This is a genomic window from Aestuariivirga sp., assembly GCF_020252395.1.
GTDB lineage: Bacteria > Pseudomonadota > Alphaproteobacteria > Rhizobiales > Aestuariivirgaceae > Aestuariivirga.
The window spans coordinates 98,470-112,384 of the sequence record NZ_JADCDB010000030.1 but is presented as its reverse complement, the minus strand read 5'-3'; the positions used below and the strand labels follow the sequence as shown (position 1 = coordinate 112,384).

Annotated in this window: 7 protein-coding genes; 1 reads left to right on the top strand and 6 read right to left on the bottom strand. The window is 63.4% G+C overall.

From position 1 onward, the window contains the following. Positions 1-16: 16 nt before the first annotated feature. From murJ to mutS, 3 genes are read right to left on the bottom strand one after another with little or no spacing between them, the layout of a single operon-like run. A complete protein-coding gene (gene murJ, locus IOC82_RS14230; RefSeq protein ID WP_290546859.1) occupies positions 17-1,573 on the bottom strand; it encodes a murein biosynthesis integral membrane protein MurJ in 1,557 nt (518 codons plus the stop codon). A 5-nt stretch (positions 1,574-1,578) separates the two neighbouring features. Beyond that, positions 1,579-4,341 (bottom strand): [protein-PII] uridylyltransferase, encoded by a 2,763-nt coding sequence (locus IOC82_RS14225; protein WP_290546858.1) that lies wholly within the window; start codon positions 4,339-4,341, stop codon positions 1,579-1,581. Then, positions 4,338-7,049 carry a DNA mismatch repair protein MutS gene (gene mutS, locus IOC82_RS14220; protein WP_290546857.1) on the bottom strand — a complete coding sequence of 904 codons (2,712 nt, stop codon included), beginning with the start codon at positions 7,047-7,049 and terminating at the stop codon, positions 4,338-4,340. Before mutS ends, IOC82_RS14225 begins: the two co-directional genes overlap by 4 nt. 113 nt (positions 7,050-7,162) lie before the next feature. On the opposite strand from mutS, the gene IOC82_RS14215 reads away from it, so the two are divergent. Then, on the top strand, positions 7,163-9,433 hold the full coding sequence (locus IOC82_RS14215; protein ID WP_290546856.1) for an NADP-dependent malic enzyme: 2,271 nt from the start codon (positions 7,163-7,165) through the stop codon (positions 9,431-9,433). 69 nt (positions 9,434-9,502) lie between these two features. Here the strand turns inward: IOC82_RS14215 and IOC82_RS14210 are convergent, their stop codons facing one another. From IOC82_RS14210 to IOC82_RS14200, 3 genes are all read right to left on the bottom strand, one after another. Further along, a complete protein-coding gene (locus IOC82_RS14210) occupies positions 9,503-10,264 on the bottom strand; it encodes a GNAT family N-acyltransferase (RefSeq protein ID WP_290546888.1) in 762 nt (253 codons plus the stop codon). Positions 10,265-10,415: 151 nt separating this feature from the next. Further along, positions 10,416-12,257, bottom strand: a complete 1,842-nt coding sequence (locus IOC82_RS14205) for a response regulator (RefSeq protein ID WP_290546855.1) — start codon at positions 12,255-12,257, stop codon at positions 10,416-10,418. Between the two features lie 74 nt (positions 12,258-12,331). Continuing rightward, complete coding sequence (locus IOC82_RS14200; RefSeq protein ID WP_290546854.1) at positions 12,332-13,864, bottom strand: YifB family Mg chelatase-like AAA ATPase; 1,533 nt, start codon at positions 13,862-13,864, stop codon at positions 12,332-12,334. Between the last annotated feature and the right edge of the window lie 51 nt (positions 13,865-13,915).

The window sequence follows — 13,915 nt, the reverse complement described above, 5'->3', positions numbered from 1 at the left end:
CTTTAGCCTTGACTTTTCAGCGTTTCAGCATCGACTTGAACTCGGATAACCTCATGGCCCCTGTGAGGTGCGCCAATGCGAAGTAGCTGACGATGCCACCGGAGACGAGCAGCGAAAGCCCCCAGGCGGCGGCAAAAAAGCCAGCGTGTTCGGCATAATTGCCTTCCAGCAACCAAGCTCCGGCCAGCAGAAGCCCGCCCATGCCGAGCCCGGATGCGACAATCCGCGGCAGGCGGCAGCGGGCTCTCTCGTCGAGGGTGAATAGCCCGCGGCGGGATAGAGTGACGCCCAGCAGGATTGTGTTGGTCCAGGCCGCCAGCGAAGTGGCAAGCGCGATGCCGACATGGCCCATGATGCGGGATAGGACGAAGCTTCCTATCACGTTGACGACGACGGATATCACCGCAAAGCGCATGGGCGTCTTGGTGTCCTCGCGGGCATAGAAGCCAGGCTGGAACACCTTAGAAAGCGAAAAGGCAACGAGGCCGGAGGCGAAAGCCAGGAGTGCCGGCGCCACGGCAAAGGTATCCGCCCGCGTGAAGGCGCCATGTTCAAACACGGTACGGATGATGGGGTGCGGAATGGCCATCAGCGCGATGGCGGCCGGCAGCGTCAGAAACATGGAGAGTTCCAGCGCCCGGTTCTGGCTGGTCAGCGCCCCAGCCTCATTTCCGGCGCGCAGCTTGCGCGACAGGTCGGGCAGCAGCACCACGCCGATCGCCACGCCAATAACGCCGAGCGGCAGCTGGTAGAGGCGGTCGGCGTAGTAAAGGATGGCAACCGCACCCGGCAGAGTGGTGGCGATCATGGTGGCGACAACCAGGTTGATCTGCATGACACCGCCGGAAATAATGCCGGGGATCGAAAGTGTGATGACCTCTTTCACATCCGGCGTCAGACGCGGCCAGCGCGGCACGAGGCGCATGTCTGCCCGCCTGCAGGCGATGGCGAGCAGCGCATATTGCGCAATGCCCGAGGCAAAGAGGCCCCAGGCGAAAATGTAACCGGTTTTCGGCGTATTTCCCGTGGCCATGAGCCAAGCCACCACGTTAGATGCAATCATCACCACATTAAGCAGGATTGGTGCTGCTGCGGCCGCGGTGAACCTGTTGAGGCTATTGAGCACCCCCGACTGCAGTGCCGTGAGCGACATCAAGAGGAGGTAGGGGAAACAGATGCGGGTTAGGTCCACCGCCAGCTGGAAGGTTTCTCCGCTGGCGTGAAAGCCGGGAGCGATCACATAGATCACCAGCGGCATAGCGATCATCGCCATAGCCGAAAAAAAGATCAGCCACGCCAGCAGGAAAGAGAAGACCTCGATGGCAAAATCCCGGGCCTTGGCCTCGCCCTCGCCCTCCACCCGTTTGGCGAACAACGGTACGAAAGCGTTGTTGAAGGCGCCCTCGGCGAACAGCGCGCGGAACAGATTGGGGAAGCGCTGTGCAACGAAGAAGGCCTCGGCAACGAAGCTTGTACCCAGGGCGAAGGCGATCAACTGGTCGCGGACGAAGCCGAGCACGCGGCTGACGAGAGTGAGACTGCCGACGGTCGCGGCAGATCTGAGCATGGTCATGGAGGTCAGACCTTCATCGGCGCGACCTGCGCCGCCGGTTTGAGAATATTGCCAAGCGCGTTCTCGATCTGTTTGTGGCGCGTCGCGTTCTCGATCTTGGCGCCCGTGAGATCGGTTACATAGAACACGTCCACCGCCTTCTCGCCAAAAGTCGTGACATGCGCCGAGGCGATGTTGAGGTTGAGCTTGTAAAGGGCTTCGGTGAGGTCATAGAGCAGGCCGATGCGGTCGAGCCCATTGATCTCGATCACCGTGAAGCGGTTGGAGGACTGATTGTCGATGATGACGCGCGGCTCCACCGTGAAGGCTTTGATGCGCTGCTGCGGCTTGCAAGCCTTGGCCACGGCCTCCCTCAGCCATAATTCGCCGCGCAGAGCCTTGCGCACAAGTTCAGCGATGCGCTCCGCCCGGCGGCGCTCGTCCGCCTCCTCGGGGAATTCGCGCTGGATCAGGATGGTGTCCAGCGCCATGCCGTCGGTGGTGGTGAAGATCTGCGCACCGGCGATGTTGGCGCCTGCCGCCGCACAGGCGCCGGTGATCAGGGCTAGTAGCCGTGGGTGGTCAGGCGTATAGATCGATAGTTCGGTGATAGCGGTAAAGGCATCGGTCTCGAAGTTCGTGACCACGCTCTTCGGTGCGGCGCCGCCAATCAACTCGGCGTGCTTCACCTGCTTATCGGTGGAGCTGCCGAGCCAATAGGCATCATAGTGCCGTGCTGCGTAGGCTGACTTCTGCTCGTCGCTCCAGCGTGGCATGCGCGCGAAGAAGGCGGCCTGTGCGTCCGCCACGCGTTCCTTTCGGGAAACCGCGGTGTGGCCGCCCGTCAGAACCGGTTCGGCTTCAGCGTAGAGCGTGCGCAGAAGCTGGCCCTTCCAGCCGTTCCACACGCCGGGCCCGACGGCGCGAATATCGGCGACGGTGAGAATGAGCAGGAGTTTCAAGCGTTCGACGCTCTGCACCACCGCGCAGAAATCAAGGATTGTCTTGAAGTCGTTGAGATCCCGCATCTGAGCGGTTTCGCTCATCAGCAGATGATGGCGGATAAGCCATGCGACGGTTTCCGTCTCCGACGCCGTGAGCCCGAGTCTCGGACAGAACTCCAGCGCGATGCGTTCACCGGCGATGGAATGGTCCTCCTTCCGGCCCTTTGCAACATCATGCAGGAAGACAGCGACATAAAGAAGGCGGCGGCTGGTGATTGTCGGGAAGATTGCTGTGGATAGTGGATGGTCGTCCGACAGCCGCCCGCGCTCGATGGCGGAGAGATGGCCCACTGCCCGTATTAGGTGCTCGTCCACCGTATAGTGATGATACATGTTGAACTGCATCATCGCCACGATTCGGCCGAAAGGCGGAATGAAACGGCCAAGTACGCCTGCCTCATTCATCATGCGCAGCACGATGTCTGGGTCCTCTATCGTGGTGAGCAGTTCGAGGAAGATCGCGTTGGCCTCCGGATTGTCAAGAGTGTCGCGGAGGAGGCCAAGGGACTTCCTCAGAAGCTTTAGCGTGTCCGGATGAATCTCGGCCCCGTGGCGGCCGGCCACGGCGAAGAGCCGAATGATGTTCACCGGGTTCCTTGCGAAGATATCGGGCGAGCTGGGCACCACGCGGCCGCCCTCTACCCGGAAGCCGGGTGCATCGCGCAGGGCGCCGGAACTCTTGGACATGAGGCGGCCGAGCACGCGGCCGAGGCTAGGCACATCCTTCATCTGCCGGGCTTCGAGGCTCGCACACAGGATGCGCGTCAGGTCGCCCACGTCCTTGGCCACCAGAAAGTAGTGCTTCATGAAGCGCTCGACGTGCTTCAACCCGCCATGCGACTTGTAGCCGAGCCGCTCTGCGATGTCGGACTGGCGGTCGAAGCTCAGGCGGTCATTGCCGCGCTTGGACAGGAAATGCAGGTGGCAGCGCACCGCCCAGAGCAAGCGCTCGCATTTCTTGAAGATTGCGAGTTCCTCCTGGCTGAATGCGCCTTTCTCCGCCAGCTCATCGGTCGAGTTCGTGGCGTAGATGTATTTGGCGATCCAGAACAGCGTGTTTAGGTCGCGAAGCCCACCCTTGCCGTCCTTTACGTCAGGCTCGACGATATAGCGGCTCTCGCCCACCTTCAGGTGGCGGAGGTCGCGTTCGCCGAGCTTGTCCGAAATGAATTCCTTGGCCCCCTTGGACACGATCTCGCGCCGGAATTCGCTGGCCAGCCGCTCGAACAGCGCTCCGTCGCCGCAAATGTAGCGCGCTTCGAGAATGGCGGTAAGAATGGTGCTGTCCGACTTCGCGAGGCGGATGCATTCATCGATGCTGCGCGTTGCATGTCCAACCTTCTGGCGCGTGTCCCACAGGCAGTAGAGGATAAATTCGACGATGTTCTGCACCCTCTCCGTCTGGCGGGCCGGCAGCACGAAGAGCAGGTCTATGTCGGAACCCGGCGCTAGCGTGCCGCGGCCGTAGCCACCCACGGCGACGATGGCGATCCGCTCCTCTGCGCCCCGGGCGGGGAACAGCGTGGTGCTGGCCAGGTTGAACAGACTGCGGATGATTTGGTCTTCGGAATTGCTCAGCGACTCGGCACAGCGTGTTCCGTCGCCATCGGCGATGAGCTGCCTCTCAGCCAGCGCGTGAGACTGTTCGAGCGTCGCTTTCAGCACCTTAACAATACTGGTGCGCAGGTTGGCTTTGGCGGCGCCTGATTCGGCCACCGCAGCCGCAAGCTGGTCGCGCAGCTGGTCAGGCTTCACGAGGCGTCTGGGCGTAGGGTCTGCCCTCACGATGGCCGAACCCCCAGAAGGCCCTTCAGCTCGTAGACCAAAGCCAGCGCATCGCGCGGTGATAGGTCATCGGCGGCCACCTGGGCCAGTTTCTTCTCGACGGCGCTTTCCTTTGCCGGTGGCGCTGGTACAGCCGAAAAAAGGGGCAAATCGCCGGCAAGTCCTGACGCGGGCGCCTTCGATCCCTCGTGCTCCAGCCGTTCGAGCACCGTCTGTGCGCGCCTGATCACCGCCGGCGGCAGGCCGGCGATCTGGGCCACGTGAATACCGTAGGAGCGGTTGGCAACGCCCGCCACAACTTCGTGCAGGAAGATGATCTGGTCCTGCCACTCCTTCACTTTCATCGTCGCGTTGGCAAGATGGGGGAGTTTGGCGGCAAGCTGGGTCAGCTCATGGTAGTGAGTGGCGAAGAGGGCGCGGCAGCGGTTCACCCCATGCAGGTGCTCGAGCGTAGCCCAGGCGATAGAGAGACCGTCATAGGTTGCAGTGCCGCGGCCAATCTCGTCGAGGATGACGAAGGACTTTTCGGTGGCCTGGTTGAGGATGGCTGCCGTCTCCACCATCTCAACCATGAAGGTGGAACGTCCCCTCGCCAAATCGTCGGCTGCCCCGACGCGGCTGAAAAGCCGGTCGACCGCGCCAAAATGCGCCTCCGCCGCGGGTACGAAAGAGCCCATCTGCGCCAGGATGACGATGAGCGCGTTCTGGCGGAGATAGGTGGACTTGCCAGCCATGTTGGGGCCGGTGAGCAGGCAGAGCCGCTTGGCCTCTCCCGAGATCTCACAATCATTGGCGACAAAGGAACCGGACGCCTGGTCCTGCAGCGCGGCTTCCACTACGGGATGCCGCCCACCGCGCACCGTAAAGCGGGTCGACCCATCGACGCGTGGCCTCACATAACGCCGCCGCTCGGCCACTTCGGCAAGCGCCGAGGCGGCATCGAGCTGGGCAGCCGCGTCGGCGATCTTGGAGAAAAGATCGCGCCGCGCCGTCACGCGGGCACAGAGGGACTGGAAGATTTCCTGCTCCAGTGCCAGCGCTTTTTCCGCTGCTGCCGCGATGCGCTGGTCCAGCGAGGCGAGCTCAGCTGTCACGAAGCGCATAGCGTTCGCCACCGTCTGACGGTGAATGAACAGGGCCTCCTTGTCAGGCGTTTGCAGGGCCGTGGCGGAGGTTGCGGGCGCCTCAATGAAGTAGCCCAGCACATTATTGTGCTTTACCTTGAGCGACTTGATCCCCGAGATCTCGCAATAGCGTGTCTGCAGCCCGGCGATCACATGGCGGGTTTCGTCGCGGAGCGACCGGTTCCCGTCGAGGTCGGTGGAGTAGCCCTGCTTCACGAAGCCGCCATCGCGTGCGAAGACCGGCAAATCGATGTCAAGAGCGGCATCGAGTTCCTGCGCCAGGTCAAGGTCGCTCCAGCTCAGCGTCTCGCAAGTCTTGTCCAGGTTTTCCGGCAGGCCACCGATCGTGGTGCTGGCGCCGAGGCGGTGGGCAAGATGCCCCGCGATCATCAGCGCATCACGGATACTGGCTAGGTCGCGCGGACCCCCACGTCCGATGGCGATGCGGCCGAGCGCACGTTCGAGATCGGGCATGGCAGCGAGCAGCTTTCGCACGTCCTCGCGCAAGGACGCATCGGTCACGAAATGCGCCACTTCGTCAAGCCGGTTGGCGATGGCATAGGGATCGCAGAGTGGAGTCGAGAGCCGCGCGGCAATGCAGCGCGATCCGGCGGCAGTTATGGCAAGGTCGATCACCGAGAGCAGGCTGCCGCGCCGGTCGCCGGCAAGCGTGCGGGTGAGCTCGAGATTGGCGCGCGTTGCGGGGTCGATGAGCAGCACGGAGGAGGCCACCTCACGCCGCGGCGGACGCAGATGCGGCACTTTACCCGCCTGAGTGATGACGATGTATTCGAGCAGCCCGCCCAGCGCCGACACTTCGGCGCGCGAGAAGCTGCCGAAGCCATCCAGCGCCTTCACGTCAAACTGGTCCTGGAGACGGCGCTCCGCAGCAAGGGAGTCGAAACGCACAGAGGGAAGCGGCGTCACCGGCGCTCCCGGCCGGTCCAGCAGGTTCATGACCGCCGGGTCGGCCAGCAGCCCGTCGGCCGCAATGATCTCGCGAGGGTCGAGACGGGTCAGGTCGGCGGAGAGCCGTGCGGCGGAGGTCTGCATCACCGCGAGTTCACCCGAACTGATGTCCGCCCAGGCGATGGCCATTTCGCCCGTCGCTTTGCTGCGGGTGACGCTTGCGAGAAAATTGTGGGTCCGCGAGTCGAGCAGATTGTCTTCCGTCAGCGTACCGGGGGTAACCAGGCGAACGACATCGCGCTTCACCACGGCCTTGGAGCCGCGCTTGCGGGCTTCCGCAGGGTCTTCGAGCTGCTCGCACACAGCGACCCGGTGACCCATGCGGATCAGCTTCTGGAGATACGCGTCGGCGGCGTGAACAGGGACGCCGCACATGGGGATGTCTTCGCCCAGGTGCTTGCCGCGCTTTGTGAGCGTGATGCCAAGGGCCTTGGCGGCAACTTCGGCATCCTCGAAGAAAAGCTCGTAAAAGTCGCCCATCCGGAAGAACAGCAGGCTTCCTGGATTGGCCTGTTTCAGCACCAGGAATTGCGCCATGACGGGCGTTGCGCGGCCGGAGGATTCCTCGCCCACTCCTTCGCCCATATGGTCCATCTCGTTCACGGCGCCTTGCATAGCAGGAATCCACTAAAGAGGTAAAAGCGGCCATTTCGGAGCGCTTGAGTGTCTCCCCCCACCTCTCTAGTCTAACTGGTTCGCAGTCGAGAATTGTTTTTTAGGGCAAAGACATGGACCAGAAACCGCGCCGTCCGACCATCACCGATGAGGAAGCCCTGCAATTCCACCAGCGCGGCAAGCCTGGCAAGCTGGAAATCACCCCAACCAAACCCATGGCAACCCAGCGTGACCTGTCGCTGGCCTACAGTCCCGGTGTCGCCGTCCCGGTTCGCCGTATTGCCGAGGCGCCGGAGACGGCATACGATTACACGGCGAAGGGGAACCTCGTGGCCGTCATTTCCAACGGCACGGCCATCTTGGGCTTAGGCGATCTCGGCGCGCTGGCCTCCAAGCCCGTGATGGAGGGCAAGGCCGTGCTATTCAAGCGCTTCGCCGACGTCGATTCGATCGACCTCGAGGTCGATACCAAGGACGTCGAGCAGTTCATCAACGCCGTGCGCTATCTCGGCCCTTCCTTCGGCGGCATCAACCTGGAGGACATCAAGGCGCCCGATTGCTTCATCATCGAGCAGCGTCTGCGCGAGATGATGGATATCCCGGTCTTTCACGACGATCAGCACGGCACGGCCATCATCGCCACCGCCGGCCTGATCAACGCTCTTCATCTGACGAAGCGCGACCTTAAGACGGCAAAGATCGTGTGCAATGGCGCAGGCGCCGCCGCCATCGCCTGTGTCGAGCTCATCAAATCGCTGGGCGTGCCCAATGGCAATGTCATCCTCGCCGACTCCAAGGGCGTGGTCTACAAGGGCCGCACCGAGGGCATGAACCAGTGGAAGTCGGCCCATGCGGCGGATACCAAGGCGCGGTCACTGGCCGATGCCATGGAGGGAGCGGACGTGTTCTTCGGCCTCTCGGTTGCCGGCGCGCTGACGCCCGCCATGGTCAAGAGCATGGCCGCGAACCCCATCATTTTCGCCATGGCGAACCCGGACCCGGAGATCACGCCGGAGGATGTGCTGAAACTGCGCCAGGACGCGATCATGGCCACAGGCCGCTCCGACTACCCCAACCAGATCAACAACGTTCTGGGCTTCCCGTATATCTTCCGCGGCGCGCTGGACGTGCGCGCCCGCACCATCAACGACGAGATGAAGATCGCGGCCGCCCACGCGCTCGCCGGCCTTGCCCGCGAGGACGTGCCGGACGAGGTGGCGGCCGCCTATCATGGCCCCCGCCCTTCGTTCGGCCGCGATTATCTGATCCCTGTGCCCTTCGACCCGCGCCTCATCTCCACCATCCCTGTGGCGGTGGCTAAGGCGGCGATGGAAAGCGGCGTGGCGCGGCGTCACATCGCCGATCTCGATCAATACGCCCATACACTCTCGGCCCGCCTCGATCCCATCGCGGGCACCCTGCATAGCGTCTTCGGCAAGGTGCGCGTGGCGCCTAAACGCGTCGTCTTTGCCGAAGGCGAGGAAGACCGCATGATCCGGGCCGCCAACAGCTATGCCAGTGCTGGCCTCGGCCGCGCCATCCTGATCGGCCGCGAGGTGCAGATTCAGCAGACGCTGTCGAGCAGCGGACTCGAACTGAACGAGAATGTGGAAATCTCCAACGCCCGCGTCTCCGAACGCAACATCGACTATGCCAACTTCCTCTACGAACGCCTGCAGCGAAACGGCTTCCTGCTGCGCGATTGCCAGCGCATGGTGAACCAGGACCGAAATGTCTTCGCCGCCTGCATGGTGGCGATGGGCGATGCGGACGCGATGGTGACGGGCCTCACCCGCAACTTCTCCGCGGCCCTCGACAACGTGCGCCAGGCGATCGACAACCGGCCTGGCCATCGCCCGATCGGCGTTTCCATGGCGCTCGTCCGTGGACGGACGGTCTTCATTGCTGACACCTCGATCCATGAACTGCCGTCCCCCGATGAGCTGGCCGACATTGCCCAGGAGGCCGCGGGCGTGGCCCGCCGCTTCGGTTACGAGCCGCGTGTCGCCTTCCTGTCCTATTCGACCTTCGGTTATCCGCGGGGCGAACGCGCCGCCTATGTGCGCGATGCCGTGGGCGTGCTCGACCGCCGTAACGTTGACTTCGAGTATGACGGCGAAATGGCTGCGGATGTCGCATTGTCGCGCGAGGCCATGGCGCTCTATCCCTTCTGCCGTCTTACGGGTCCTGCCAATGTTCTGGTCATGCCGGCCGCGCATTCGGCCTCGATATCGACCAAGATGCTGCAGCAGCTGGGTGGCGTCACCGTCGTAGGACCTCTGCTCACGGGTCTCGATCGGCCGGTGCAAATCGCGGCGATGTCGGCCACCGCCTCCGAGATTCTGAATCTCGCCGCCATAGCGGCCTACGACATCAACCGTTAGAGCATCGCGCGAGCAAATGGGCTCAACCGCGATGCGAGAGATGCTCCAGATCCGAAATTTGGCGCAAGTTCAGGCCCTCGCCTGCTCATGCACCTGAGGGCCCATTGTGCAGGGCGCTCCGAAATGAGCGAAGTAGCGCGGATGGATGGCTGAGACTGGCAGAATAATCAGCACGTCGATGGTGTTGAACTGACGGTCGATTACCGCGCCGTCACCGATGTAGCAGCCGAGGCGGAGGTAGCCCTTGACGAGCGGAGGCAGTTGCCTCAGCGCCCGCCTCGTGTCGATTCCGTCGTGCGGCAGGCGGCGCATTTCGATGCGGTGGCTGTCGTGCGCGCGCACCGCCCATTCCGGGGGTGCTGCGGCCGTGGCGAGGAAGCTCAGCGGCAGGGCGTGCGCGCCGGGCTGTGTGCCCTCCAGGCTTGCACATCCGAGCATCACGTCCATGCGGTGGGCACGCACATAATTCCAGATTCCCTGCCACAATAATTCGACCACCGGCTTTGTGCGGTAAGGCCTCAGCACGCAGGAGCGCCCAAGTTCCAGAAAGCGCAAGCGCGGGTGTGCGACAATCAGCGGCGCGATGTCGAATTCAGCCTGCGTGTAGAAGCCGCCAAAAGCCTCGGCCACCTCTTGCCGCAGCAAGCGATAGGTGCCGATCAGCTCACCGTCGCGGAGGAAAATGGCATCTTTGACGGCGGAATCACTCCGCTTCACCACCACAAGATGGTCGCAGATCGCGTCGAAGCAGTCTCCGTCCATGCGCCGTGACGCCATTTCGCCGACGGGCGTCGCGCCCAGCTCATCGTAGAATACCTTGTACCGAAGCAGCTGGCAGGCGGAGACCTCGTCAGGCCCGCTGGCCTGTCGCAGAAGCAGGCCGCCCTTTTCGGCGCTGATGTCCGGTGATGTCTGCAGTGTCGGTCACTCCCCTTATCTGTTTGCCACAGACAACGGAGGAGCGAAAGTTCGACGACGGCCGTCAGGCCACGACTTGGCGCTTCATCAGGCGCGAGATCGCTTCCTCCAGCGCATCACGGTCGAAGGGCTTGGACAGATAGCCGTCCATGCCTGCGTCAAGGCAGGAGTCGATGTCCTGGCGCCGCACGTTGGCGGTGAGGGCGAGGATGGGGATCCGCGGCAGGCCGCGGTCTGCCTCCTTGCGGCGGATGCTGCGGGTTGCCTCAAGTCCGTCGAGCACCGGCATCTCCACGTCCATAATCACGATGTCGGGCCGCTTGCCGGCCGCAAGGATCTGCAACACATCCTTACCGTTGCTGGCGGTGGTCACGTTGTAGCCTTCGCGGCGCAGAAGCGTGCTGGCCAGCAGCGTGTTTACGGGGTTGTCCTCCGCCAGCAGTACATGAATCTGACGCCTCGGCTGGAGGAAGATGACGTCGCGTTCCGGCTGCAGGGTGGCGGCAGGGGTAGGCATCTCGTCACGAAGCGTGACAAGCCGCAGTAGTGAATGGCGGCGGAAGGGCTTCAGAAGGTAGCCGGAGAAGTTCTTGGCCAGGTGATCGGCAAACTGCCGCCGTTCCTCGCTGCGCAACATCAGGTAGACGCGTTGCTCCCGTCCGCTGCCCAGTTGCGGCCAGGTATTGTGCAGGATCTCGGCGAATTCGCTGTCGCAAAGCACGGTCGTATGGGAGGTGGCATCCGCATCGCCAAGAAACCGGAGCAGCTCATGCGGATGATTCAACATCCGCACGTTTGCACCGCTGTCTTCCAGTGTCTCGCGGATGTGGTTGGCGGTGATCGAGGGCGCCGCAGCCAGCGCGAAGCAGCGGCGGCTCAGCAAGTCCGTCGTGCCCGCCTGCAAGGCTTCGGCGAAGGGCAGAACGATATCGAACGACGATCCTTCGCCCGGCGCGGACCGCACCGAGATTTCGCCGCTCATGGCCTCGACAAGGCGGCGCGAAATCGTCAGGCCCAGACCTGTTCCTCCGTATATCTTGCGCGTGCCGTCGTTGGCCTGGGTGAACTCCTCGAAGACACGCTGCTGCTCCGCCTCGGACATGCCGATGCCGGAATCGCTCACTGTAATGACCAGTTTGCTGTCGTTGCGCAGTCTTGCACTGATGCCGACGCCGCCCGAGGGCGTGAATTTGATTGCGTTGCCGCACAGATTTAGGAGGACCTGCCGCAGCCGGCGCTCGTCGCCTCGGATCTGCGGCGGGATTCGCATGGAGATGAAACTCGAGATTTCGATCCCCTTGGCATGCGCGCGCGGCGCTAGCAGCTCGGTGACCGATTCGATCAGGGCCGCAAGGTCGAAGGGTTCCTCCGAGACGTCGACGTTCCGCCGCTCGGCGATCGAGGCATCGAGCAGTTCATCGACAATCGAGAGCAGCGCGCGCGCGGAGGAATCGGCAGTCCGGGCATAGTTACGCTGCTCGAGTGTGAGTGGCGTTTCCAGCAGCAGGCTGATCATGCCGAGGATGCCATTGATCGGCGTACGGATCTCATGGCTGGTGATCGCCAGAAAACGCGATTTCGCGACGTTGGATGCCTCGGCGCGAAGATTGGCCTCTTGCAGGGCTTCAGCGGCGGCGGCAAGCTGCATCAGCCGGCGGTCGGTGGACTTGCGCCAGATAATGTGGCCCAGCGCCAGCCCGGCGGATATGAGGAGTCCGATCGCTGCCATCGCCGCTGTTACACTTGGTGGCAGGGAAGGAAGCGCCGGCGCCGCGGCAATCCCGGCTAACAGCAGCATAAGCGCGGCAGAGGCGATGAGCCCGCTGTGATTCACGCCGGCCGGGCCGGCGGCAGCGGCGGGTGAGACTGGGGAAATCACGGCTTCCGTGTGAGGTTTCAGGCGCATGAATTGAGCATGCCATGCGCCGCTTTCGAATGTTCTATGCGCGGATGTATGTGGTGAAAAATCCGTAAACGGCCTCACGCGGCTGAAACGAACGCGGCCAGCTTCTGCCGGTAACTCAGGGCCTCGGCGATGTGAATGCGCGCCACCTGCTCGCGCCGGTCCAGGTCGGCTAGCGTACGCGCCACCCTCAGCACGCGGTGGTAGCCGCGCGCCGAGAGCTTCATCGCATCTGCCGCGTCCCGCAGCAGTGTGAGGCCCGGCTGATCGGGCCGGGAGATGTCTTCCAGCAACGCTCCGTCAGCCTCGGCATTGGTGCGCAATTCGGGCTTGCCGAGCGCGGCAAAGCGCTGGGCCTGAATCCGCCGGGCTGCCAGAACGCGGCGCGCCACGTCCTCGCTCGACTCCATGGGTGGCGGCAGGCTCAGGTCTGACGCCTTCACCGCCGCCAATTCGATTTGGATGTCCATGCGGTCGAGGAGTGGGCCGGAAATGCGCGCTTGGTAATCGGCTGCGCAGCGCGGGCCATTGCGGCAGATGTGGCCAGGTTGCCCGGCAAAGCCGCACTTGCAGGGGTTCATGGCCGCCACCAGCTGGAAACGGGCAGGATAGGTGACGTGATAGTTGACGCGGGCTACGACCGTCTCTCCCGTCTCCATGGGCTGGCGCAGAGACTCGAGCACGCGAGGCTGAAATTCGGGTAGCTCGTCAAGAAAAAGCACACCATGGTGGGCAAGCGCCATCTCTCCCGGCTTGGCGCGGAGGCCCCCACCCACCAGTGCCGGCATGGAAGCGGAGTGATGAGGCGCACGGAACGGGCGGCGGCGCGACAGTTGGCCGTTCGACAGTTCTCCGGCAAGCGAAGCCACCATGCTGATATCCAGCATCTCGCGCGAGTCGAGGGGCGGCAGTATTGAGGGGAGGCGCTGCGCCAGCATGGATTTACCCGCCCCGGGAGGACCCACCATCAGGAAGTGATGGCCGCCGGCTGCCGCCACCTCGAGCGCGCGCTTGCCGGTCTCCTGACCCTTGACGTCCTTCAGATCGGGAAGTTGTTCGGCCTCCGCCGCCACGGCGGGCTTGGGCCGGGTCAGGACTTGCGTTCCCCGCACATGGTTGATCAGCTGGATCAGGTTTTCGGGTGCGAGAATGTCGGCGTCCTCCGCCGCCCAGGCGGCCTCCGGCCCCGAGGCTTTCGGACAGATCAGGCCCATGTCGCGCCCATTGGCGGCGATGGCGGCGGGCAGCACGCCGGAAACGGCCATCAGCGCGCCGTCGAGCGCCAATTCCCCCATGGCCACATAGCGGGTGAGGAAATCCTGCGGGATAATGCCAAGCGCCGCCAGCACCGCGAGGGTGATCGGCAGGTCGAAATGGCTGCCTTCCTTGGGCAGGTCTGCAGGTGAGAGGTTGACGACGAGCCGCTTGCCGGGGAGAGCCAGCCCGATGGCATGGAGGGCGGCGCGGATGCGCTCCCGGCTTTCGGCGACTGCTTTATCGCCAAGCCCCACCACGCTGAAGGCGACTTGCCCGGACAGGAAGTGCGCCTGTACGTCCACGGGCACGGCCTCAATGCCCTGGAACGCCACCGTTGCCGCGCGAGACGTCATTCCCGATCCTCCAGAAAGTGACGTTACAGGAGGTTGCAATATCAGTCAAAA

Coding starts and splice junctions, on each gene's coding strand:
- IOC82_RS14205 (WP_290546855.1), bottom strand. CDS start 12,257: ATGCGCCTGAAACCTCACACGGAAGCCGTGATTTCCCCAGTCTCACCC.
- IOC82_RS14215 (WP_290546856.1), top strand. CDS start 7,163: ATGGACCAGAAACCGCGCCGTCCGACCATCACCGATGAGGAAGCCCTG.
- murJ (WP_290546859.1), bottom strand. CDS start 1,573: ATGACCATGCTCAGATCTGCCGCGACCGTCGGCAGTCTCACTCTCGTC.
- IOC82_RS14200 (WP_290546854.1), bottom strand. CDS start 13,864: ATGACGTCTCGCGCGGCAACGGTGGCGTTCCAGGGCATTGAGGCCGTG.
- mutS (WP_290546857.1), bottom strand. CDS start 7,049: ATGCAAGGCGCCGTGAACGAGATGGACCATATGGGCGAAGGAGTGGGC.